Genomic DNA, 21,761 nt, shown 5'->3' with positions numbered 1-21,761 from the left:
ATCAAGCCGCCTCACACCAGGTGAAACTTGCGGCCAAGCTGGCGATGAACCGACAGCACCGCACGATCGACGTCGCTGATCAGGCTGTCGCCGAGCACGACGTTCGGAATCTCCCAGTTGCGTCCGATCTGCGCATCGGGCAACGCGGCGATCGCCGGCACGCGCGCGGTTTCGCAGCCGGGTTGGGCGCGCAGCGCCTCCTCGGCAAGCTGGGTCAATTCGTCCTGGCTTTTTCCATCAGTCATGACCTCGGTCCTGACTCCGGAAGATGGCTCACTGATGGCCAAGATTCTCCAGTTCCTTAGCGCGGGCTTCGGTCATGCTGCGCATGCATTCGCCGGCATCGAGCCGGGCGATAGTGCCCTCGCCGAGGTCGTAATACAGGCAGTTGGCATCACGATACTGGATCCATAGCCGCTGCGCGGTGCGCAGCTGTTCGCGCTGCTTGTCGTCGGCGACATCCTTCAACGCCTTCTGGTAGGCGACGTTCATCCGCTTGTCCCACTGCGCGGTCTTGGCCTTGAGGCATTCGACCATCTGGTAGGTGCCGCCGTCGCAGGATGGCTCGCCAACGCTCTGATCGCCGGCGCGGGCAACCGGCGCGGTGAAGGCGATGGAGACGGCCGTCAGAACGGCCATGAGCCTGCACGCGCCTGTCGTGACAGCCGATGTCATGCCACTTTCCCTGTTCGATCGTTCCTGTCGTCGCAGCATACGTGAGTGCCGCCGCCATGCATCCCGTCCACCGCCGGCCGCGCCGCGGCTGGCCTTCCCGGTCCGCGCAGGATATTTCATATGCATGGAGGGGACCATGCGGCGCGCCGTGACGCCTGTGATCGTCTTGGCGGTGTTCGGCCTGCTCGTCGGTGGGCTGTTTCGCTATGCTTTCGATGAGTCCGACGAGGCCTCCGTCTCGAATTATGTGCGCAGCGCCCTCGACGGCGCAGCCCTCACGGTGATCGTCTGGGCGACGCATCTCTATCTGGCCGCACGTGGTGGCTGGCTGCGACGGCAATCACTCATCGTCGAGCTGATCGGCCGCTCTGTGATCCTCGCCGTCATCGTTGCGGCCGCCGCGATCATGCTGGAAGTCGTGCTTTACGGGCATGGGCTCGAAGCCAAGTGGATGCGCGAAACCTTCCTGAAGATCATTGGCGTCGGCCTGCTGCTGTCGATCCCGATCACGACGATCTACGAGTTGGTCCGGATGATCGGCGGGCATACGCTGCTCAGCATCGTGCTCGGACGCTATCGGCAGCCGGTGCGCGAGGAGCGCGTGCTGCTGTTCCTCGACCTGATCGGCTCGACGACGCTAGCGGAATCGATGGGCGAGCTGCGCGTGCAGGAATTGCTGACGCGATTCTTCTTCGACATCGACGAGCCGATCGTGTCGCACGGCGGCGAAGTCCACGCCTATGTCGGCGACGAAGTGATTGTGACATGGCCGGTCAATGCCGACGGACGATCGCGGCAGTATCTGGATTGCGTGTTCGCGATCGAGGATCGCCTCGCCAAGCGCGCCGATCAATATCGCAAGGAGTTCGGCGTGGTGCCCGCGTTTCGGGCCGGGATGCATGCCGGTCCGGTCGTCATCGCGGAATGCGGGGACTCGCGGCGGCAGATCGCCTATTTCGGCGACACCGTGAACGTCACGGCGCGGCTGCAGGCGCATTGCAAGGAGGCCGGCCGTCCCGTGCTGGTATCGGGCAACCTGCTCCGCCTGCTGCCGCCGGACCGGGATTTAGTCGTCGAGCCGAGCGGCTCGACGCAATTGCGCGGACGTGCTGCGTCGATCGACATCTTTTCCGTCGCGCGGCGCGTATCGTCCTGAACAATCTCTTAAAATGTATCGGCATCAGCTTCCGCCGAGCCGAAAGCGCGCATTGAATCGAGTCCGGTCGCAGCCTGTTAAGGATGCGACGCACACCGTATTTGCACCGGGTTCCACCTTAACGCGGGTGTAAGACCGCGCCCCGCATGGTGCCCAAACAGGTGTCATTCAACAAAAACAAGGTTGCCCATCGATGGCGCAACAGGCGTCACAATCGATTATTGCCGAACTCGAGGATGCGGTCCGGGACGGGACATCAGCCAAGCGCGTGCAGACGCTGCGGCAGGTCACCGATCTGTTCCTGAACGACGGCGACCGCCTCAACGATGAACAGGTCAAGGTGTTCGACGACGTGCTCTGCCTCTTGGTCGCGCGCGTCGAGACGCGTGCGCGGGCCGAGCTCAGCAAGCGGCTCGCACCGCTCGACTATGCGCCGTTCGAGGTGATTCAGCACCTCGCCTGGGACGACGACATCAGCGTCGCCGGCGACGTGCTGACCCACTCCAGCCGCCTCACGAACGAGGCGCTGCGCGAGATCGCGAGCAGCAAGGGCCAGGACCACCTGTTCGCGATCTCCGCGCGGGAAAACCTGCCGCCTTCCGTCACCGACGTGATCATCGACCGCGGCGAGGACAAGGTGATCCGGCGTCTCGCCAAGAACGCCGGCGCGCAGTTCTCCGACAACGGCTATTCCAGCATCGTCGCCCGCGCCGAAGGCGACGACGAGCTGGTCGAGATCCTCGGGCTGCGCATCGACATTCCGGCCAAGCTGCTGCGCGACCTGCTGCAGCGCGCCAAGGATACGGTGCGCGCCCGCCTGCTCTCGATCGCGTCGCCCAGGGCGCGCGAAGAGATCAGCCAGGTGCTGAACGACATCGCCCAGGAAGAGGCCGCGGCGCCGCGCCGCAACTACGGCATCGCCGAAGAGCTGGTCAAGCTGATGAAGCAGCTGAACGAGCTCGACGATGCGGCCGTCTACAAGTTCGCCGAAGAGGGCAAGCTCGACGAGGTCACGGTCGCGCTCGCCGTGCTCAACGACATGCCGATCGCGATGATCGAACGCCTGATGCTCGGCCTTCGCTCCGACCTGATCCTGATCCCGTGCCGCTCGGCGCGGCTCAACTGGCCGACGGTCGAAAGCATCCTGCGCAAGCGGCCGCTGCCGCTGCCGCTCGACAATGCGACGCTCGAGATCGCGCAGCGCGATTACCGCCGGCTCTCGCTTGAAACCGCGCAGCGCACGGTGCGGTTCTGGCAGCTGCACAACAGGATCGAGAAGCAGCCGATGGCGGCCGCTGCGCCATTGTGAAAAAGAAAAGGGTGGGCAACGCGCCCACCCTTTTTACTTTTGGCGTGCAGGGCAAGCGAACCGCTCTCGCCCTGCAATCTCTTAGTTCTTGCTCTTGTCGACCAGCGCGCCCTTCTTGATCCAGGGCATCATGTCGCGCAGCTTGGCGCCGACTTCCTCGATCGGGTGCGCGGCGAGCTTGGCGCGGGTCGCCTTGAACGAGGTCTGGTTGACCTTGTTCTCCAGCATCCAGTCGCGGGCGAACTTGCCGCCCTGGATGTCGGCGAGCACGCGCTTCATCTCCGCCTTGGTCTCGGCCGTGACGATGCGCGGACCGGTGACATACTCGCCGTATTCGGCGGTGTTGGAGATCGAGTAGTTCATGTTGGCGATGCCGCCTTCATAGATCAGGTCGACGATCAGCTTCACTTCGTGCAGGCACTCGAAATAGGCCATCTCGGGCGCGTAGCCGGCCTCGACCAGGGTTTCGTAGCCGCCCTTGATCAGCTCGACCAGGCCGCCGCAGAGCACCACCTGCTCGCCGAACAGGTCGGTCTCGCACTCTTCCTTGAAGGTGGTCTCGATGATGCCGGCGCGGCCGCCGCCGATCGCCGAGGCATAGCTGAGGCCGAGGTCATGGGCGTTGCCCGACGAGTCCTTGGCGATCGCGATCAGGCAGGGCACGCCGCCGCCGCGCTGATATTCCGAGCGCACAGTGTGGCCGGGGCCCTTCGGCGCGATCATCAGCACGTCGAGGTCGGCGCGCGGATCGAGCAGGTTGAAGTGCACGTTGAGACCGTGAGCGAACACGAGCGCTGCGCCCTTCTTCATGTTGTCGTGCAGGTGCTCGCGATAGATGTCGCCCTGCAGTTCGTCCGGGGTCAGCATCATGACGAGGTCGGCCCACTTGGCGGCTTCGGCGACTTCCATCACCTTGAAGCCGGCGTTCTCGGCCTTCTTGGCCGAGGCCGAACCCTTGCGCAACGCAATCGCCACTTCCTTGACGCCTGAATCCTTCAGGTTCAGCGCGTGGGCGTGGCCCTGGCTGCCATAGCCGACGATGGCGACCTTTTTGCCCTTGATCAGGTTCAGGTCGGCATCGCGATCGTAGTAAACTCGCATCGTGGTTTCCTCGTTTGAAGGGGGCCAAAATCGGCCGATGAATCAGGCTTTCGGAAGGTCAGAACCGCCGGGCGCCCGCGAATTTCCGGCGTTGTCTAGAGCATTTTCCCCCTCAGGGGAAACCCTCATCTCGCATGGCGCGGTGCGGCATCATGCGTCCATGAAGACCGGGTAGAGCGAGGCCAGCAGCAGGATGGCCATCACCACATTGAAGGCGCGGATCGCCCGGGGCGAGGTCAGGATCGGCCGCAAGGCGGTCCCGAACAGCGCCCAGACGACGCAGGACACCGTGCCCAGGACAAGGCTCAGGCCGACCTGGATCGCGATGTTCCAGGGAAAAGCGGCAATCGCCGCATAGGCCGTGATGGTGCCGATCACCATCACCCAGCCCTTGGCATTGATCCACTGGAACATGGCGGCGCCCCAGAATGTCATCGGGCCGCGGCCGCCCCTGTCGTCCTTGTCCGCCGAGGGCGGCTCGGCCATGGCGATGACGGCTGCGAGATAGATCAGGTAGGCGACGCCGCCATATTTCAGAATCGTCTGCAGCGCCGGATAGGCGATGAAGACGGTCCCCAGCCCGACGCCGACCGCGCCGACCATGAAGGCGAAGCCGACCGTGATGCCGGCCATATGGGGCACCGTACGGCGGAAGCCGTAGGTCAGCCCCGACGACAGCAGCATGATGTTGTTGGGGCCCGGCGTGAAGAACATCACGACGGCGAACACGACAAAGGCAAACAGCAGCGAATTCGACATGGCGCCCTCACGCGACTTTCGGCAGAGCTTTTGGCCGCTTCGACAGCAGCATCACGGCGATGCCGGCGATCACGGTGACCATGCCGGCCAGCCGCAGCGGCCCGAATGTCTCGCCGAACACGATGCTCGACGCGGCGGAGCCGACGAACGGCACCAGCAGCGCGAACGGCACCACTTGCGCCGCCGGATAATCCCGCAGCAGCCGGCCCCACAGCCAGTAGGCGATGCTGGTCGAGATGCCGCCGAGGCAGAGCATGCAGACGAGCCCGGTCAGCGACATATGGGTCAGCGCATGCCAGGTCGGCTGAGGGCCGTTCGTGATCAAGGTCAGCACCGCAAGCGGCACCGCGGCGGATAGGCACAGCCAGGCGAACAGATCGAGCATCGGCGCGCCGTTCGCCTGCCGCAGCAGAAGATTGCCGATCGCGAAGCTGATCGGGCAGATCATGATGATCGCAAATGCGGCGACGCTGAAGTCGTAGCCGACCGTCCCGCAGATCATCAGCAGGCCGAGCGCGGCGATCGCGATGCCGATCGCCTGGGTCCGCGTCGGGATTTCCCCGAAGGCCACGGCGGCGAAGGCAATGGTGAACAGCGCCTGGCTCTGCACGATCACGCTGGAAAGCCCGACCGGAACGCCATGCGCGATCGCAAAGGCCTGTGCGAGGAACTGGCCGAGGAACAGCGTGGCGCTGATCGCGATCAGAAGCGGCCAGGAAACGCCGGGCTTGCGCAGGAACAGGCACGGCAGCGCGGCGATGGCGAAGCGCAGCGTCGTCATCAGCTCCGGCGAAAACTCATCGAGCGCGATCCGGCTTGCGACGAACGCAAGCCCCCAGATCACCGCGACCATGACGGCGATGCCAACATCGGCCGGCTTCATTGTTGTTCTTCTTTTGCTTCCGTTTCGGTCGGGATCTAGATCTGTTCGTCGGGCTTCGGTTTGCGCAGCAGATAGGTGCCGTGCAGCGGCGCGTGGTAATCAACGGAGACCAGCGTGAAACCGGTCTCGGTCAGCATGCGCTCCATCACCCAGCCGAAGGTCGAGTATTCGTCGCGCATATGGGTGATCACGCTTTCGCGCTCGAAACCGTGATTCTTGATCGAGAAGTCGGCCCAACCTTCGACATCGCGATCGACACCGTCGGGCATGCCGACGAACACCATGTCGCGCAGATAGAAGTTCGCGCCGGGCTTCAACGCGTTGAAGATTCGCGACAGCGCCACTGCCTTCCAGAAGTCCGGCAGATGGTGCAGCGTGAACTCGCTGACGATGAGGTCGTAGGAATTCGGCTGGTAGGCGAACGACAGCAGGCCGGCCGGCTGGGTCCGGATCTTCGCCTTGCGGTCGCGCGCATAGATTTCGGCAAGCCCGATCATCGCCGGCGAGATGTCGATGGCGTCGACCTCGGCCCCCATCAACGCCGCCTCGGTGGCCAGCACGCCGTTGCCACAGCCGATATCGGCGATCCGCCAGCCCGGCTTGACGCCGAGCATGGTCAGCGCCTGGCGGGCACGGACATCGCTGTCCTCGCTGACGTCATAGATCGAGGCCACCGCGGTATCGAGACCGACCTGCCGCCGTTGCGTGTAGTACCAGTCGCGCGCCAACATGACTCACATCCCTTCCGGCCCACGCGTGATCGCGGCCACCCCGGTTCGTGACACCTCGACCAGGCCCAGCGGACGCATCAGGTCGATGAACTGACTGATCTTGGACGAATTGCCCGTGATCTCGAACACGAAGCTCTCGGTCGTGGCGTCGATCACCCGGGCGCGGAACGCGTCCGCCAGCCGCAGCGCCTCGACGCGGTGATCGCCACCGCCCCGCACCTTGACCATCGCAAGCTCGCGCTCGATCGAGCTGCCGGTCAGCGTCATGTCGACGACGCGGTAGACCGGGATCATGCGGTCGAGCTGATGCTTGATCTGCTGGATCACCATCGGCGTTCCGGTGGTGACGATCGTGATCCGCGAGAGATGTTTCTGGCTCTCGGTCTCCGAGACGGTGAGACTCTCGATGTTGTAGCCGCGGCCGGAGAACAGGCCGATCACGCGCGCGAGCACGCCGGGCTCGTTCTGCACGAGCACGGACAAAGTGTGCGTCTCGTTGGGATCGTGACGCTCTTCGAGGAAGTAGGCGGATGCGGGCTGGTTCATGGTCGTCCCCTTACATTCTGTTCACGCCACCGCCCGCTCGGCGGCCGGCGCAGCATCCGTTCCGATCCAGGTCCGGAACAGATCGAAATCGATATTGCCGCCGCTCAGGATCAGGCCGACCCGCTTGCCGGCGAGCCTGTTCTTTTCCTGCAGCGCGGCCGCGAGCGCCGCAGCGCCCGCGCCCTCGGCGAGATTGTGGGTGTCGGTCCAGTAGGCGCGGATCGCCTGCCCGACCTCGTCGTCGCTGACCTGCACGATGCGGGAGGCGCCCTTCTGGATCAGTGCGAACGCATCCGCGTCCGGAATCCGCGTCGCCATGCCGTCGGCAAGGGTGTTGCTGGTCCCGGTGGTGACGATCTTTCCGGCCGCAAACGACAGCGCGTAGGACGGCGCCTCGGTCGACTGTACGCCGACGATCTCGGTCTTCAGCCCAAGCAGGTCGCGCGCCATGATGCAGCCGCAGATGCCGGAGCCCTGCCCGATCGGCACATAGAGAATGTCGAGTTCGGGCGCGGTACGGAACAGCTCGAGCGCGTAGGTCGCGACACCCAGCACGAGGTCCGGGTGGAACGACGGCACCATGTGCAGGCCGGCGAATTGGGCGCGGCGCTCGGCCTCTTCCCGCGCGGCCTGGAAGTCGTCGCCGTGCTCGACGAGCTCGGCCCCGAACGCGTGCATGGCGCGGTTCTTCTCGACCGAGTTGCCGCGCGGCACGTAGATTGTCGCCGGCACACCGTGACGCCCTGCCGCGAACGCCAGGCTCTGGCCGTGATTGCCGCGCGTCGCCGAAATGATGCCGGGCACATCGGCGCGCTCGCGCTTCAGCCGCGCGAGATAGACCAGGCCGCCGCGCACCTTGAAGGCGCCGGTCGGCGTGTGGTTCTCATGCTTGACCACGACCTCGGTGCCGAGCCGCTCGGCCAGCAGCGGCCAGGCGTGCGCCGGCGTCGCCGGCACTGCGGTGCCGACGATCCGGTGCGCGCGCTCGAGCTCGTTGAGGTCAAACATGGAAGCCGCCCTCACCTCACACCAGCGCCTTGCCACCGGAGAAGGCCTTCGCGGTGGCCTCATCGGTCGCCTCTTCCGGCAGCAGCATCTCGTTATGCGCCTTGCCCGACGGGATCATCGGGAAGCAATTCTCCAGCGCGGCGACGCGGCAATCGAACAGCACCGGGCGCTTGATCGAGATCATCTCCTTGATCGCGCCGTCGAGATCAGACGGCTTGGTCGCCTGCAGGCCGACGCAGCCATAGGCGTCGGCGAGCTTGACGAAGTCCGGCAGCGCCTCGGAGTAGGAATGCGACAGGCGGTTGCCGTGCAGCAGCTGCTGCCATTGCCGCACCATGCCCATGTACTGGTTGTTCAGGATGAAGATCTTGATCGGCAGCTCGAACTGGACCGCCGTCGACATCTCCTGGATCGTCATCTGCACCGAGGCGTCGCCGGCGATGTCGATCACCAGGCTGTCCGGATGCGCCACCTGCACGCCGACCGCGGCCGGCAGGCCGTAGCCCATGGTGCCGAGACCGCCCGAGGTCATCCAGCGGTGCGGCTCCTCGAAGCCGAAGAACTGCGCGGCCCACATCTGGTGCTGACCGACCTCGGTCGTGATGTAGGTGTCCTTGCCGCGGGTCAGCTCGAACAGGCGCTGGATCGCGTATTGCGGCAGGATGATATCGTTGTTCTTGCGGTAGGACAGCGAGTTTCGCGCGCGCCATTGCGCGATCTGCTGCCACCACGACTTGATGTCCGGCTTCTTGGCTTCCGCCTTGAACACCTGCAGCAAATCGCCAAGCACGTTGCCGGCGTCGCCGATGATCGGCACGTCGACGCGGATGTTCTTGTTGATCGAGGACGGATCGATGTCGATGTGGATCTTCTTCGAGCCCGGCGAGAACGCGTCGGTACGGCCGGTGATGCGGTCGTCGAAGCGCGCGCCGACGCACAGCATGACGTCGCAATCATGCATCGTCATGTTGGCCTCATAGGTGCCGTGCATGCCCAGCATGCCGAGCCAGTTCGGGCCCGAGGCGGGATAGGCGCCCAGCCCCATCAGGGTCGAGGTGATCGGAAAGCCGGTCGCCTCCACCAGCTGGCGCAGCAGTCTCGAGGCCTCGGGACCCGAATTGATCACGCCGCCGCCGGAATAGATCACTGGACGCTTTGCGTTGGCGAGCAGCGCCACCGCCTTGCGGATCTGGGTCGCGTCGCCCTTGACGCGCGGCGTGTAGAAGATGTGCACGTCCGACTTGCGCGGCGGATGGTAGGTGCCGGTCGCGAACTGCACGTCCTTCGGCACGTCGACCACGACCGGGCCGGGCCGCCCGGTGGTGGCGACATAGAAGGCCTCGTGCAGCACCCTGGCGAGGTCGTTGACGTCGCGGACCAGCCAATTGTGCTTGGTGGCGGGCCGCGTGATGCCGACCGTGTCGCACTCCTGGAAGGCGTCGTTGCCGATCAGGTGGGTCGGCACCTGGCCGGTGATGCAGACCAGCGGGATCGAATCCATCAGCGCGTCGGTCAGCGGCGTCACCATGTTGGTGGCGCCGGGGCCTGACGTCACCAGCACGACGCCGGGCTTGCCGGTCGAGCGCGCATAGCCTTCTGCGGCATGGCCGGCGCCCTGCTCGTGACGGACCAGAATGTGCTCGACCTCGCTCTGCTGGAAGATCTCATCGTAGATCGGAAGCACCGCACCGCCGGGATAGCCGAAGACATGCTGCACGCCGTGATCGATGAGCGCGCGCACGATCATCGCGGCGCCGGTCATCTGATTGGGATCGTGGCTCTTGTCGGTCATGGTTCGCTCCGGATGCGCTTGTTTTTGCGCGGCTTTTGTCAGTTCTCGTCAGTTCGGCTTCGGGCAATAAAAAGGGGCCCCAGAGGCCCCATGCACACCGCCCGAATTTGGATGGCCGCTAGCCATCCCCGGCGGTGTGCCTGGGTACGACGGCGATAAGCAGTTTGGTAATAATGTTGCGCACGAGACGACCCAGTCTTCCCAAAGGTTGCGCGAACATAGCGGCCAAAGCCTGAATGTCAAGGCAAGGCAAGCATTTTCGCGATTTCCGTACTCTACCGGGGTTCCGCTCGTTCGGCGAGCGTTTTTGCGTGACGAAACGCGCATGGCAGACGGGCGTGCGGCCGGTAAGCCGTAGCCCGGATGGAGCGAAGCGAAATCCGGGGCCGATGCCCCCCGGGGAAAGGCCCCGGATTTCGCTGCGCTCCATCCGGGCTACGGGATCCGCTCCTGTAGCCACGCCTTCGCCGCGTCCGGCGCCACCCATTCGAATTCCGGGAGCTGATGGCGAAACCAGGTGAACTGGCGCTTCGCATAATGGCGGGTGTCGGCCCGGCCGATCTCAGCCGCCTGCTCGCGGCGGATCTCTCCCCTCAGGTGCCGGATCAGCGCCGGCACCCCATGGGCCTTCATCGCCGGCAGCAGCGGATCGAGCCCACGCGCCGCCAGCGCCGCGACCTCGTCGAGCGCGCCGGTATCGAGCATGACACCGAACCGGGCGTCGATCCGTGCATAGAGCGTCTCGCGCGCCGGCGCGAGAAACAGCGCATGAAAATCGCCCGGCGGCAGCAGTGGCGGCAGGCCCTCGCGATGCCAGTCCGGCAGCGGGCGGCCGGTGGCCTCGACCACCTCGAGCGCGCGCGCGATGCGGGTGCGGTCGCGCGGCTTCAGCCGCTCGGCCGACACCGGGTCGCGCGCTGCAAGCTCGGCATGCAGTGCCTCGACGCCGTGCTGCTCGAGCCGTGCGCGCACACCATCGCGCACATCAGCCGGGATCGGCGGCACCGCCGACAAGCCGCGCGTCAACGCCTTGAAATAGAGGCCCGAGCCGCCGATGAAGATCGGCAGCCGTCCCTGCTCACGCGCCTCACTAAGTCCCTTCGCCGCATCGGCCACCCAAGCGCCAGCGGAGAAATTCACGCCGGCGTCGACATGGCCATAGAGCCGGTGCGGAACCAGCGCCTCTTCGCCTGCGGTCGGCCGCGCGGTGATGATCCGGAGGTCACGATAGACCTGCATGGAGTCGGTGTTGATCACGACCCCGCCGGTCCGCTGCGCGAGTTCGAGCGCCAGCGCCGACTTGCCGCTGGCGGTCGGCCCTGCGATAAGCACTGCCTTGTTCAACAATCCCGAATGCGCCTGCATGTCCCTCGTTGCCACGCTGATCTGCAATCCTGCAAGCCCCGCGCTCGACTCCACCATCGTCGACGGTGCGCGGGCCGTGCTGCCCTCACCCGGCCCGGCGCAGTGGCTATTCAACGAAGTCGCTGCCGACATTCCGTTCGAAAGCGAGGATAGCAGCAGGGACGGTATCAAGGCGATCGAGGAACGCCTTCGCCAGGCCCGCGGCGACCTGCCGATCGACATTGTCGTGCAGCCTCGGATCGCCCGGCGCAAGAAGCTTTTTCTGGCCGACATGGATTCCACCATGATCGGCCAGGAGTGCATCGACGAGTTCGCCGACTTCGCCGGGCTCAAGGCCCATGTCGCTGCTATCACCGAGCGCGCGATGCGCGGCGAGATCGAGTTCGAGTCCGCGCTGCGCGAACGGGTGGTGCTGCTCAAGGGCCTGCCGGTCAGCGTGGTCGACGAGGTGCTCGACAAGCGCATCACGCTGACGCCGGGCGGCCGCGAACTGGTCATGACCATGCGCGCGCACGGCGCCTATACCTGCCTGATCTCGGGCGGCTTCACCTTGTTCACCAAGGTGGTTGCGGCGAAGGTCGGCTTTCAGGAGAACCGCGCCAACCAGCTGCAGGTCGCGGACGGCAAGCTGACCGGTGAGGTGGTCGAGCCGATCCTCGGCCGCGCCACCAAGCTCGCCACCTTGATCGAGCTCACCGAGTCCTTCGATCTCGACGAGATCGACACCCTGGTGGTGGGCGACGGCGCCAACGATCTCGGCATGATCCAGGCTGCGGGCCTCGGCGTAGCCTATCACGCCAAGCCGGCGGTCGCGGCCGCGGCCGCGGTCCGGATCGACCACGGCGATCTCACCGCGCTGCTGTACGCGCAGGGCTACCGGCGGGATGAGTTCGTCGGATAGGTGACGGGAAGTCATTCCGGAGCGGTCCGGAGGACCGAACCCGGAATCTCGAGGTTCCCAGGGCGCAACTGCGCCCCCGAGGTTCGATGCTTGGCATCGCCCCGGAACGACGCCTTGATCGCTACTGCACGCCGAGCGCGACGAAGCGCAGTTCGCCGTCGCCGTTCGAGACCAGCAGCAGCACCGACTTCTTGCCGTCCTTCTTAAGCTGATCGACGCGCTTCTTGATGTCAGCGGCGCTCGACACCGCCTCCTGCGCCACCTCGACGATGACATCGCCCGCCGACAGCCGCTTCTCGGCGGCATCGGAGTTGCCGTCGACGCCGGTGACGACGACGCCCTTCACGCTGTCCTTGATCTTGTACTTGGTGCGCAGGTCCTTGCTCAGCGCCGCGAGGTCGAGACCGAGCGCCTTCTGGGTCACCGGCTTCTCGGCGGTGTCGTCCTTCGACCTGGCGTTGACCTGCTGAACCTTCTCGTTGTCCTCGAGCCGGCCGAGCGTGACCTTGCGGGTCTCCTCATTGCCCTTGCGGATGACGACGACGTCGACTTCCTTGCCGACCGCGGTGTCGGCGACGATGCGCGACAGATCCTTGGGGTCCTTGACGTCCTTGCCGTCGAACTTGACGACGACGTCGCCGGGTTCGATGCCCGCCGGCTTGGCCGGCCCCTTGTCGTCGACGCCGGCAACCAGCGCGCCGCGCGCCGGCTTGATGTTGAGGCTGTCGGCGATCTCGTCGGTGACCTGCTGGATGCGCACGCCGAGCCAGCCGCGGCGCAGCTCGCCGAATTTCTGCAACTGGTCGACGACGCCGGCCACGGTCTTCGACGGCACGGCGAAGCCGAGGCCGATCGAACCGCCGGTCGGCGAGATGATCAGCGTGTTGACGCCGATCACCTCACCATCGAGGTTGAACAGCGGACCGCCGGAATTGCCGCGGTTGATGGCGGCGTCGGTCTGGATGTAGCTGTCGTACGGGCCCTGGCTGATGTCGCGGTTCTTGGCCGAGACGATGCCCGCGGTCACCGTGCCGCCGAGGCTGAACGGGTTGCCGATCGCGACCACCCAGTCGCCGAGCCGGATCTTGTCGCTGTCGCCGAATTTGACCGCGGTGAGCGGCTTCGGCGGCTTGAATTTCAGGACCGCGAGGTCGGTCTTCTTGTCGACGCCGACCAGCTCGGCCTTGATCTTGGTGCCGTCGTTGAGGATGACGTTGATCTCGTCGGCATCGGCGATGACGTGGTTGTTGGTGACGACGATGCCCGCGGTGTCGACGATGAAACCCGAGCCGAGCGAGTTGGTCTTGCGCGGCTGGAACTCACCGCTCTTGTCGCCGCCCTTGCCAGGCGGCCCGCGGCGGTTCTTGAAGAAGTCGTCGAAGAATTCCTCGAACGGCGAGCCCGGCGGCAGCTGCGGCATCGTCCGGTCCTTGGCCTCGACGGTCTGCGACGTCGAGATGTTGACGACGGCATCGATCACCTTCTCGGCGATGTCGGCGATGCCTTCAGGACCGCGTGCGAATGCCGGCACGGAGCTCAGCATGCTTGCAGCACCGATCGAGATCGCGGCTCCCATCATGCGGAAGCGACGGCTCAGGGCTGGTCTGGCAGCGGTCATGTCGGAGTTTCTCCAGGCAAACGGGTCCAAATGAGCTAGTTACAGAGTGCGCCCGAACGGGCACACGGCGCAAGCATCTCAGCCGGGCATTTCGGCGAAAAACCGGCTGCGAGAGGCTCACGATTATGTTCAGTCTTGCTTGTCATTCCCGCGGCAGCCCGACGGGCTGAACCCCGGGGTCGCAATTGCGCGCCTTTGAGAAATCTCGAGGTTCCCCGATGCGCGATCGCGCATTGGCGGTCATGCTTCGCATGCTCCGGAACGGCGACTATCTCCGCACCACCCAGATCAGGACAAGCCCGGCGACCGCCGAGCCGATACCGACGATGCGCAGGATGTTGTCGGGTGTCGCCAGCGCGCTCTTCATCGCCCGGCGCATCCAGGCGGGGCTTGCCGCGAACAGGATGCCTTCGAGCACGAACAGGATTCCCAACCCGATGAGGAAGTCGCCGAACGCTATGGACTTCATCGGATGGCAGCCTCCCGCTCGATACTTGTTGTTTTTGGTCGGCGGCGAAGCGTCATCCGCATCGCCGCCAAGTCCTGGTGTTCAAGTCGTGACGCTACTGTTTCGGCGCGGCGGCCGCCTCGGGCAACTTGCCGTTTGCACCGCCGAAGAATCTGAAGAATTCCGAGTCCGGCCGCAACAGGAAACGCGTGTCGCTGGAACGCAGGCCGTTCTCATAGGCCGTCATCGAACGATAGAACGCGAAGAAGTCCTTGTCCTTGCCATAGGCTTCGGCGAACAGGCGGTTGCGCTCGGCGTCACCCGCACCGCGGGTCTGGTCCGCGGCCGAGTTGGCCTCGGCGACGATCACGGTCGCTTCGCGGTCGGCCTTCGAGCGGATCTCCTGCGCCTTCTGGTCGCCCTGGGCACGGAACTCGGCCGCCTCGCGCTCACGTTCGGTCTTCATGCGGTTGTAGACGGCCTGGCTGTTCTGCTCCGGCAGGTCGGCACGGCGGATGCGGACGTCGACAACCTCGATGCCGTATCCGTCCGCTTCCCTGTCGAGCTGCTCGCGAATCCGCTGCATCAGCTTCTCGCGATCGTCACGCACCACGGTGATGAAGTTGACCTCGCCGAGCACGCGGCGCAGCGCTGCGTTCAGCAGCGTGGTCAGCTGCAGATTGGCGGCCTGGATCGAGCCGACGCTGGTGTAGTAGCGCAACGCGTTCTTGATGCGATAGCGAGCGAAGGCGTCCACCACGAGCCGCTTCTGGTCGGAGGCGATCACCTCCTGCGACGGGTTTTCCAGATCGAGGATGCGTTTGTCGACGTTGATCACCGAATTCCACGGCGCCTTGAAGTGCAGACCGGGCTCGGTGACGATGTCGACCGGCTCGCCGAACCGCAAGACGATGGTCTGCTCGGTCTGCTGCACGGTGAACACCGAGCTGTAGCCGACGGCGAGCACAATGAAGAGGATGATCAGGGATACAATGCCGGTGACGGGAGACCTCATCGGGTGGCTCCCTGCTGCTGGCCGGTCGTGGCCGGTGCCGCCGGCCGCCGCGGCGTCAGTTCGCCGAGCGGAAGGTAGGGCACGATGTTCTGGCCCGGGCCGCCGTCGTAAACCAGCTTCTCGGAGCCGCCGAGCACTTTTTCCATGGTCTCCAGATAGATGCGCTCGCGCGTCACGTCGGGTGCCTTCTTGTACTCTTCATAGACTTTCAGGAAGCGTGCGCTCTGGCCCTTGGCGTCGGCGACCGCCTGCTCCTTGTAGCCTTCGGCGGCCTGCAGGATCTGCGCGGAACGACCGCGCGCCTCCGGCACGATCCGGTTGGCGTAGGTCTGTGCCTCGTTCTGCTTGCGCTCGAGGTCGGCGCGCGCCGCCTGCACGTCACGGAATGCGTCGATCACCTGCGCCGGCGGATCGACCTTCTGCATCTGCACCTGCGTGATCTGGATGCCCGCGTTGTAGGTATCGAGCGTCTTCTGCATCAGCTCCTGAACGCTCTGCTCGGTGACGTTGCGCGCCCCGGTCAGGATCGGCTGGATCTGCGAGCGGCCGATCACCTCACGCATCGCGCTTTCGGCAACCGCCTTCACGGTGCCTTCGGGATTCTGGATGTTGAACAGATAGGCGCCGGCCCCGCCCGGCTTGATGCGCCACAGCACCGTGAAGTCGACGTCGACGATGTTCTCGTCACCGGTCAGCATCAGGCTCTCTTCCGGCACGTCACGCATGGTGCGGCCGCGCCGTGCGGGATCGTCGATCAGGGTCATGCCGATCGAGATCGTGTTGACGCGCAGCGCCTTCGGCAGCAGCACTGTCTCAATCGGATATGGCAGGTGGTAGCGCAGGCCGGGCTGCGCATCGCGGACATACTTGCCGAAGCGCAGCACGACGCCGAGTTCTTCGGACTGCACGCGGAAGATGCCGGTCGCGAACCAGATCGCCAGCGCGGCGACCAGCACCAGCGCGACGCCCATGCCGCTGAAATGCCCGCCGGGCAGCCACTGCTGCAGGCGGTCCTGGCCGCGCCGCAGCAGATCCTCAAGATCCGGCGGCCTTGGCCCGGCTGACTGCGGACCGGTGCCCCATGGCCCTTTCGGACCCGAGCCCCAGGGCCCCCCGCCTTGATTTTTCCACGGCATCAAACATCTCCTCGGCAAGTCCGGACGGGACGCCCGGCCTCGAATGTCCGGCCCGGTTATAGGGGACCGCTAGGGCCCTTACAACGCAAGCTTCCTGGCCGGACGAGCTATGCGCCGGGGCATAATTGTCAATGCAAACATTGGTTAACCCCGGCCGCGCCGACGATATGTCACATAGGAGAAGTCGGCACTGTCGTCCGGACCTGCCGGATTTCGCACGCGCGCCACCTCGTCCCACTGCTGCGCATCGATTTTGTCGAACCGCGTGTCGCCGTCCGGCCGGGCATGGACCTCGGTGATCTCAAGGCGATCGGCGGTGCCCATCCATTGCGCGTAGATTTCCGCGCCACCGATGACGGCAATCTCAGTGGCGAAACGCCGCAGCGCGTCGCCAAGCGCAATGGCGCGGGCGTTTTCAAACGACGTCGTGACGATGGCGCCGCGCGCGCGGTAGTTCGCATCGCGCGTCACCACGATGTTGGTGCGGCCCGGCAGCGGCCTGCGCAGGGATTCGAAGGTCTTGCGCCCCATCACGACGGGCTTGTTCAGCGTAATCGCCTTGAAACGCTGCTGGTCGGATTTCAGCCGCCACGGAATGGCGTTGTCGCTCCCGATCACGCCGTTCTCGGCGACCGCAACGACGAGCACGATCTCCATCAGCGCGCCCCTTCCGCGAGAGCCGACAGCGCCTCGCCGGAGACGCGGCAAATCGTCCATTCGTCCATCAACTCGGCGCCGAGCGACTTGTAGAACGCGATCGACGGCGCGTTCCAGTCGAGCACCGCCCATTGCAGGCGCGACCAACCATTGGCGAGGCATTGCTTCGCCAGATGCATCAAAAGCGCCTTGCCGATGCCCTTGCCGCGCAGCGCCGGACGCACGAAGAGGTCTTCGAGATAGATGCCGTGACGGCCGGCAAAGGTCGAGAAGTTGACGAACCAGACCGCGAAGCCGGCAGGCTCGCCGTTCCATTCCGCGATGTCGCAATAAAGCCGCGGATTGGCGCCGAACAGCGCGTCAGCGATGTCGGCCTCGCTGGCGTGAACCTCATGCAGAAGCTTTTCGTATTCGGCGAGTTCGCGGACCAGCGAGAACACCAGTCCGGCCTCATCGGGCCGCGCGCGGCGAATCGTCAGCGACATTCAATCCCTCGGACCGCAACTCATACCGCGACCTCGGCCTTGATGTGCGGATGCGGGTCGTAACCTTCGAGTTTGAAGTCCTCGTAGCGGAACGCGAAGATATCCTTCACGTCCGGATTGATCGCCATCGTCGGCAGCGGTCGCGTCGGCCGCGTCAACTGCAGGCGCGCCTGCTCGAGATGGTTCGAGTAGAGGTGCGCGTCGCCGAGCGAGTGCACGAAATCGCCGGGCTTCAGCCCGGTCACCTGCGCGACCATCATGGTCAGCAGCGCATAGGAGGCGATATTGAAGGGCACGCCGAGGAAGACGTCACCCGAGCGCTGATAGAGCTGACAGGACAATTTGCCGTTCGCGACATAAAACTGGAACAGGCAATGGCACGGCGGCAGCGCCATCTTGTCGACCTCGGCCGGATTCCAGGCGCTGACGATCAGCCGCCGCGAATCCGGATTGCGCTTGATCATCTCGACCACGCCAGCGATCTGGTCGATGCTGCGGCCATCCGGCGCGGGCCACGACCGCCATTGCGAGCCGTACACCGGACCGAGGTCTCCGTTGGCGTCGGCCCATTCGTCCCAGATCGTGACGCCGTTGTCGTTGAGATATTTGATGTTGGTGTCGCCGGCGAGGAACCAGAGCAGCTCGTGCACGATCGCCTTCAGCGGCAGCCGCTTGGTGGTCAGCATCGGGAAGCCGGCCGCGAGGTTGAAGCGCATCTGATGACCGAAGATCGACAGCGTCCCGGTGCCGGTGCGGTCGTGCTTCTCGGCGCCGTCGGCGAGGATGCGTTCGAGCAGGTCGTGATACTGGTTCATGGCGTCTGTTTCGGGCTTTCGAGAGAACGACCAATGTAGCGGCCAAGGCCGCCGGTCGGCACGCTGATTCGGCTGAACGTACCGATTATACCCTGAAAAATGAGCACTCCGCGCCAAACGACAAGGGGCGGAACTCGCGTCCCGCCCCTATCCTATCCACTTGATTGTACTGGATTAAGTTGCCGGCTTGAGCACCGGCGTCCACTTCGCGATCTCGTTCTTGACGAGGGTCGCAAGTGCCTCCGGCGTACGGTTGACGGGTGCCGGGATCACGCTGCCGAGGTCGAGCAGGCGCTTGCGGACATTCTCATCGTCAAGCGCCTTGATGGCCGCGGCATTCAACGTGGCGATGATGGCGGGCGAAGTTCCCTTTGGCGCGAAAATCGCGTTCCAGGCCTGGGCCTGGAAGGCCGGCAAGCCGGCTTCCGTCGTGGTCGGCACATTGGGCAGCGACGGGTTGCGCTCGGGTGTGGCGACCGCATAGGCCTTGATGGTGCCGGCGTTGATCTGCGGCACCGCGTTGACGATCTGGTCGCACATGTAGTCGACCTGGCCTGCGACCAGCGCATTCATGGCCGGGCCGGTGCCGTTGAAGGGCACGCCGACCGGCTTGACGCCGAGGATCGAGTTCAGGAGCTCGCAGGAGGCGTGCGAGACCGAGCCGATGCCGGCATGCGCGGCGTTGACCTTCTCGGCATTGGCCTTCACGTAGACGACGAATTCCTTGAGATCCTTCGGCGGGAAGTCCTTGCGGGCAAGGATCAGGATCGGCGTGCCGGCGAGCAGCGCGACGGGCTCGAAATCCTTTTCCGGGTGATAGGCAAGCTTCGGATAGAGCGGCACAGAGGCGGCGTGCGTGCCCATATGCCCTGTGATCAACGTATAGCCGTCATTGGCGGCACGTGCGGCGCGCGTCGTCGCGGTGGTGCCGCCGGCGCCGACCACGTTCTCGATCACGATGCTCTGTCCCAGCGTCTGCGCCATGTGCGCGGTGACGATGCGCGAAACGACGTCGGTCGGGCCGCCGGCTGCGAACGGCACGATCATGGTGATGGTGCGGGTCGGATAATTTTGCGCAGACGCCGGTACGGCGAATGCGCCGAGCGCGACAAATGCCGAAAGGCATGCGCCCGCAAGCGAGCGAATGGACATCATCTCAATTTCCTCCCGGGAACGTTTGACCAATAAAAATGCCGGCCAAATCGGCCGGCATTTTCATTTCACGGGACGACATCGAGTGTCGATTCGACTTCCGCCTGCGGCGCGGCGACGCGGGGCCGGCAGCTCGCTCAGCCCTCGGACTCCACGAACACTTCGTCGCGCTTGGCACGCAAGGTCGGCAGCACGGCCAGCACCAGGAGACCCGCCGCGATCGCCAGCAGCACCGCCGACAGCGGCCGCGAGACGAACACGCTCCAGTCGCCGCGCGAGATCAACAGCGCGCGACGCAGGTTCTCCTCCATCAGCGGGCCCAGCACCATGCCGAGCAACAGCGGCGCCGGCTCGAAATCATGCTTGATCAGCCAATAGCCGACGAGGCCGAACACGCCTGCGAGCACGACGTCGACCGGCGCGTTGTTCACCGAATAGATGCCGATCGCGCAGAACACCACGATCGAGGGGAACATCAGCCGGTACGGCACGCGCAGCAGACGGACCCAGATGCCCACCAGCGGCAGGTTGATGATGATCAGCATCAGATTGCCGATCCACATCGAGGCGATCATGCCCCAGACCAGATCGGGCTGCTTCTGCATCACCTGCGGACCCGGCACGATGCCATGGATGGTCATCGCGCCGACCATCAGCGCCATCACCGCGTTCGGCGGGATGCCGAGCGTGAGCAGCGGGATGAACGAGGTCTGCGCCGCGGCGTTGTTGGCGCTTTCCGGCGCCGCCACGCCCTCGATCGCGCCGCGGCCGAACCGCGACGGATTTTTTGCCAACTTCTTCTCCAGCGTATAGGCCGCGAACGACGCGATCACGGCGCCGCCGCCCGGCAGGATGCCGAGGATCGAGCCGAGCACGGTGCCGCGCAGGATCGCCGGCGTTGAATCCGCGATGTCCTTCCTGGTCGGCATCAGGCCGGTGATCTTTTGCTGCACCAGGTTGCGGTTCATCTCGGCGCCGTGGTCGAGGTTGCGGATGATCTCCGCGAAGCCGAACACCCCCATCGCCACGGTGGCAAAGCCGAGACCGTCGGCGAGTTCGGGGATGTTGAAGGCCATGCGCGAGGCGCCGGTCTCGATGTCGGAGCCGACCATCGACAGCAACAGCCCGAACACGATCATCGCGATCGCCTTCAGCACCGAGCCCTTGGCGAGCACCACCGCGAAGATCAGGCCGAGCACCATCAGCGAGAAATATTCGGCCGGGCCGAACGCCAGCGCGAGCTTGGTCAGCGGCGCGCCGAGCACGGCGATCAGCACGGTCGCGACGCAGCCGGCGAAGAACGAGCCGATCGCGGCGATCGCCAGTGCCGGACCGGCGCGGCCCTGCTTGGCCATCTGGTGGCCGTCGAGCGCGGTGACCACCGAGGTCGCCTCGCCCGGAATATTGACCAGGATCGAGGTGGTCGAGCCGCCATATTGCGCACCGTAATAGATTCCGGCGAGCATGATCAGCGCACCGACCGGCGGCAGGCCGAAGGTGATCGGCAGCAGCATGGCTACTGTGGCGATGGTGCCGATGCCCGGCAGCACGCCGACCAACGTGCCGACCAGCGCGCCGACCAGGCACATCAGAAGGTTGATCGGCGAGAATGCGACCGCGAAACCGTGGGCGAGATTGGCGAACAGTTCCATCACGCCCTCACTGGATCAGGAAACGCGGGAACATCGGCATCGGAAGTCCCAGCACATAGGGGAAAAGCAGCGCGCAGCCGAGGGTCAGACAGGCGCCGACAATGACGGCCTCGACCAACTTCGTCTCCTGCGAGCCCATCGCCGCGATCATGAAGGCGGCAAAGGCGGAGACCACAAGCCCGAGCGGCCGGATCGCCAATGCGAAGAACACGATTGCGGCGGATACGAACAACGGGCCGCGCCAGGAATAGGCCGCGATATGCGGGCCGGCCTGCAGAACTCCCATCAGCGCGACACCACCGCCGAGCAACAGCAGCAGCACGGCGAACATGCGCGGCGCGGTTCCGGCGCCGAACGAAAATCCGTGCATACCCTGCAAATCGCTCGAGGCCCACAAGGCAAACAGCGCAACCGCCATCATGGCGAGCCCGCCGACAAAATCCTGCGGACCGCGCACCCATTTCGGCAAGATCGATTTGACCGGCGCCTCGCTCGGCGTATCGCTCATGACTTCGCTTCCCCCGTCAGGGCTGTCCCGCCCGTTTTGATTGAATGGC

Annotated in this window: 23 protein-coding genes; 3 read left to right on the top strand and 20 right to left on the bottom strand. The window is 65.0% G+C overall.

Annotated features, from left to right (window positions below; all coding sequences use genetic code 11):
• Positions 1-11: 11 nt before the first annotated feature.
• Both AKL29_RS20905 and AKL29_RS20900 read right to left on the bottom strand, forming a co-directional pair.
• Complete coding sequence (locus AKL29_RS20905; RefSeq protein ID WP_028332471.1) at positions 12-245, bottom strand: hypothetical protein; 234 nt, start codon at positions 243-245, stop codon at positions 12-14.
• Between the two features lie 28 nt (positions 246-273).
• Positions 274-639 carry a lysozyme inhibitor LprI family protein gene (locus AKL29_RS20900; protein WP_244482229.1) on the bottom strand — a complete coding sequence of 122 codons (366 nt, stop codon included), beginning with the start codon at positions 637-639 and terminating at the stop codon, positions 274-276.
• Between the two features lie 172 nt (positions 640-811).
• On the opposite strand from AKL29_RS20900, the gene AKL29_RS20895 reads away from it, so the two are divergent.
• On the top strand, positions 812-1,831 hold the full coding sequence (locus tag AKL29_RS20895; protein WP_050385437.1) for an adenylate/guanylate cyclase domain-containing protein: 1,020 nt from the start codon (positions 812-814) through the stop codon (positions 1,829-1,831).
• Between the two features lie 193 nt (positions 1,832-2,024).
• Entirely contained in the window at positions 2,025-3,140 is a 1,116-nt protein-coding gene (locus AKL29_RS20890) for a DUF2336 domain-containing protein (RefSeq protein WP_050385436.1), read from the top strand.
• Positions 3,141-3,221: 81 nt separating this feature from the next.
• Here the strand turns inward: AKL29_RS20890 and ilvC are convergent, their stop codons facing one another.
• The 8 genes from ilvC to miaA all read right to left on the bottom strand — a co-directional run bounded on the left by ilvC (position 3,222) and on the right by miaA (position 11,325).
• Entirely contained in the window at positions 3,222-4,241 is a 1,020-nt protein-coding gene (gene ilvC / locus AKL29_RS20885) for a ketol-acid reductoisomerase (RefSeq protein ID WP_018272993.1), read from the bottom strand.
• Positions 4,242-4,391: 150 nt separating this feature from the next.
• Complete coding sequence (locus AKL29_RS20880) at positions 4,392-5,000, bottom strand: LysE family translocator (RefSeq protein ID WP_050385435.1); 609 nt, start codon at positions 4,998-5,000, stop codon at positions 4,392-4,394.
• Between the two features lie 7 nt (positions 5,001-5,007).
• A complete protein-coding gene (locus tag AKL29_RS20875) occupies positions 5,008-5,883 on the bottom strand; it encodes an EamA family transporter (protein WP_050385434.1) in 876 nt (291 codons plus the stop codon).
• 35 nt (positions 5,884-5,918) lie between these two features.
• Positions 5,919-6,614, bottom strand: a complete 696-nt coding sequence (locus AKL29_RS20870; protein ID WP_028332477.1) for a class I SAM-dependent methyltransferase — start codon at positions 6,612-6,614, stop codon at positions 5,919-5,921.
• Positions 6,615-6,617: 3 nt separating this feature from the next.
• Positions 6,618-7,160 carry an acetolactate synthase small subunit gene (gene ilvN / locus AKL29_RS20865; protein WP_016841057.1) on the bottom strand — a complete coding sequence of 181 codons (543 nt, stop codon included), beginning with the start codon at positions 7,158-7,160 and terminating at the stop codon, positions 6,618-6,620.
• Between the two features lie 21 nt (positions 7,161-7,181).
• Positions 7,182-8,168 (bottom strand): threonine dehydratase, encoded by a 987-nt coding sequence (locus AKL29_RS20860; protein WP_050385498.1) that lies wholly within the window; start codon positions 8,166-8,168, stop codon positions 7,182-7,184.
• 16 nt (positions 8,169-8,184) lie between these two features.
• Positions 8,185-9,960, bottom strand: a complete 1,776-nt coding sequence (locus AKL29_RS20855) for an acetolactate synthase 3 large subunit (protein WP_050385433.1) — start codon at positions 9,958-9,960, stop codon at positions 8,185-8,187.
• 435 nt (positions 9,961-10,395) lie between these two features.
• A complete protein-coding gene (miaA, locus tag AKL29_RS20850; RefSeq protein ID WP_028332480.1) occupies positions 10,396-11,325 on the bottom strand; it encodes a tRNA (adenosine(37)-N6)-dimethylallyltransferase MiaA in 930 nt (309 codons plus the stop codon).
• Here miaA and serB point away from each other — a divergent pair.
• Positions 11,324-12,226: a phosphoserine phosphatase SerB gene (gene serB / locus AKL29_RS20845; RefSeq protein WP_050385432.1), complete on the top strand. Its 903-nt coding sequence runs from the start codon at positions 11,324-11,326 to the stop codon at positions 12,224-12,226. The two genes, miaA and serB, sit on opposite strands and share 2 nt — an antisense overlap.
• A 121-nt stretch (positions 12,227-12,347) precedes the next feature.
• Here the strand turns inward: serB and AKL29_RS20840 are convergent, their stop codons facing one another.
• From AKL29_RS20840 to AKL29_RS20795, 10 genes are all read right to left on the bottom strand, one after another.
• Positions 12,348-13,844 carry a Do family serine endopeptidase gene (locus AKL29_RS20840; protein ID WP_028332482.1) on the bottom strand — a complete coding sequence of 499 codons (1,497 nt, stop codon included), beginning with the start codon at positions 13,842-13,844 and terminating at the stop codon, positions 12,348-12,350.
• Between the two features lie 268 nt (positions 13,845-14,112).
• Complete coding sequence (locus AKL29_RS20835; RefSeq protein ID WP_028332483.1) at positions 14,113-14,313, bottom strand: DUF2065 domain-containing protein; 201 nt, start codon at positions 14,311-14,313, stop codon at positions 14,113-14,115.
• Between the two features lie 94 nt (positions 14,314-14,407).
• Entirely contained in the window at positions 14,408-15,307 is a 900-nt protein-coding gene (gene hflC, locus AKL29_RS20830; RefSeq protein WP_028332484.1) for a protease modulator HflC, read from the bottom strand.
• Entirely contained in the window at positions 15,304-16,443 is a 1,140-nt protein-coding gene (gene hflK, locus AKL29_RS20825) for an FtsH protease activity modulator HflK (RefSeq protein WP_028332485.1), read from the bottom strand. Before hflK ends, hflC begins: the two co-directional genes overlap by 4 nt.
• A 144-nt stretch (positions 16,444-16,587) precedes the next feature.
• The gene (locus AKL29_RS20820; protein WP_050385431.1) at positions 16,588-17,100 is read right to left on the bottom strand and encodes a dihydrofolate reductase; all 513 of its coding nucleotides are present in this window, start codon (positions 17,098-17,100) and stop codon (positions 16,588-16,590) included.
• Positions 17,100-17,585: a GNAT family N-acetyltransferase gene (locus AKL29_RS20815; RefSeq protein WP_050385430.1), complete on the bottom strand. Its 486-nt coding sequence runs from the start codon at positions 17,583-17,585 to the stop codon at positions 17,100-17,102. The genes AKL29_RS20820 and AKL29_RS20815 overlap by 1 nt, the downstream gene beginning before the upstream one ends.
• A 20-nt stretch (positions 17,586-17,605) precedes the next feature.
• A complete protein-coding gene (locus tag AKL29_RS20810; protein ID WP_028332488.1) occupies positions 17,606-18,400 on the bottom strand; it encodes a thymidylate synthase in 795 nt (264 codons plus the stop codon).
• 174 nt (positions 18,401-18,574) lie between these two features.
• Positions 18,575-19,555 (bottom strand): tripartite tricarboxylate transporter substrate binding protein BugD, encoded by a 981-nt coding sequence (locus AKL29_RS20805; RefSeq protein WP_050385429.1) that lies wholly within the window; start codon positions 19,553-19,555, stop codon positions 18,575-18,577.
• A gap of 134 nt (positions 19,556-19,689) precedes the next feature.
• Positions 19,690-21,204 (bottom strand): tripartite tricarboxylate transporter permease, encoded by a 1,515-nt coding sequence (locus tag AKL29_RS20800; protein ID WP_028332490.1) that lies wholly within the window; start codon positions 21,202-21,204, stop codon positions 19,690-19,692.
• 7 nt (positions 21,205-21,211) lie between these two features.
• On the bottom strand, positions 21,212-21,712 hold the full coding sequence (locus tag AKL29_RS20795) for a tripartite tricarboxylate transporter TctB family protein (RefSeq protein ID WP_028332491.1): 501 nt from the start codon (positions 21,710-21,712) through the stop codon (positions 21,212-21,214).
• Positions 21,713-21,761: the final 49 nt, after the last annotated feature.

The sequence above is a fragment of the Bradyrhizobium pachyrhizi genome, assembly GCF_001189245.1.
GTDB classification, from domain to species: Bacteria; Pseudomonadota; Alphaproteobacteria; order Rhizobiales; family Xanthobacteraceae; genus Bradyrhizobium; species Bradyrhizobium pachyrhizi.
Note: the sequence above shows the minus strand (reverse complement) of the source record. Positions and strands in the feature narration are given on the sequence as shown.

Coding starts and splice junctions, on each gene's coding strand:
- AKL29_RS20905 (WP_028332471.1), bottom strand. CDS start 245: ATGACTGATGGAAAAAGCCAGGACGAATTGACCCAGCTTGCCGAGGAG.
- AKL29_RS20900 (WP_244482229.1), bottom strand. CDS start 639: ATGGCCGTTCTGACGGCCGTCTCCATCGCCTTCACCGCGCCGGTTGCC.
- AKL29_RS20895 (WP_050385437.1), top strand. CDS start 812: ATGCGGCGCGCCGTGACGCCTGTGATCGTCTTGGCGGTGTTCGGCCTG.
- AKL29_RS20890 (WP_050385436.1), top strand. CDS start 2,025: ATGGCGCAACAGGCGTCACAATCGATTATTGCCGAACTCGAGGATGCG.
- ilvC (WP_018272993.1), bottom strand. CDS start 4,241: ATGCGAGTTTACTACGATCGCGATGCCGACCTGAACCTGATCAAGGGC.
- AKL29_RS20880 (WP_050385435.1), bottom strand. CDS start 5,000: ATGTCGAATTCGCTGCTGTTTGCCTTTGTCGTGTTCGCCGTCGTGATG.
- AKL29_RS20875 (WP_050385434.1), bottom strand. CDS start 5,883: ATGAAGCCGGCCGATGTTGGCATCGCCGTCATGGTCGCGGTGATCTGG.
- AKL29_RS20870 (WP_028332477.1), bottom strand. CDS start 6,614: ATGTTGGCGCGCGACTGGTACTACACGCAACGGCGGCAGGTCGGTCTC.
- ilvN (WP_016841057.1), bottom strand. CDS start 7,160: ATGAACCAGCCCGCATCCGCCTACTTCCTCGAAGAGCGTCACGATCCC.
- AKL29_RS20860 (WP_050385498.1), bottom strand. CDS start 8,168: ATGTTTGACCTCAACGAGCTCGAGCGCGCGCACCGGATCGTCGGCACC.
- AKL29_RS20855 (WP_050385433.1), bottom strand. CDS start 9,960: ATGACCGACAAGAGCCACGATCCCAATCAGATGACCGGCGCCGCGATG.
- serB (WP_050385432.1), top strand. CDS start 11,324: ATGTCCCTCGTTGCCACGCTGATCTGCAATCCTGCAAGCCCCGCGCTC.
- miaA (WP_028332480.1), bottom strand. CDS start 11,325: ATGCAGGCGCATTCGGGATTGTTGAACAAGGCAGTGCTTATCGCAGGG.
- AKL29_RS20840 (WP_028332482.1), bottom strand. CDS start 13,844: ATGACCGCTGCCAGACCAGCCCTGAGCCGTCGCTTCCGCATGATGGGA.
- AKL29_RS20835 (WP_028332483.1), bottom strand. CDS start 14,313: ATGAAGTCCATAGCGTTCGGCGACTTCCTCATCGGGTTGGGAATCCTG.
- hflC (WP_028332484.1), bottom strand. CDS start 15,307: ATGAGGTCTCCCGTCACCGGCATTGTATCCCTGATCATCCTCTTCATT.
- hflK (WP_028332485.1), bottom strand. CDS start 16,443: ATGCCGTGGAAAAATCAAGGCGGGGGGCCCTGGGGCTCGGGTCCGAAA.
- AKL29_RS20820 (WP_050385431.1), bottom strand. CDS start 17,100: ATGGAGATCGTGCTCGTCGTTGCGGTCGCCGAGAACGGCGTGATCGGG.
- AKL29_RS20815 (WP_050385430.1), bottom strand. CDS start 17,585: ATGTCGCTGACGATTCGCCGCGCGCGGCCCGATGAGGCCGGACTGGTG.
- AKL29_RS20810 (WP_028332488.1), bottom strand. CDS start 18,400: ATGAACCAGTATCACGACCTGCTCGAACGCATCCTCGCCGACGGCGCC.
- AKL29_RS20805 (WP_050385429.1), bottom strand. CDS start 19,555: ATGATGTCCATTCGCTCGCTTGCGGGCGCATGCCTTTCGGCATTTGTC.
- AKL29_RS20800 (WP_028332490.1), bottom strand. CDS start 21,204: ATGGAACTGTTCGCCAATCTCGCCCACGGTTTCGCGGTCGCATTCTCG.
- AKL29_RS20795 (WP_028332491.1), bottom strand. CDS start 21,712: ATGAGCGATACGCCGAGCGAGGCGCCGGTCAAATCGATCTTGCCGAAA.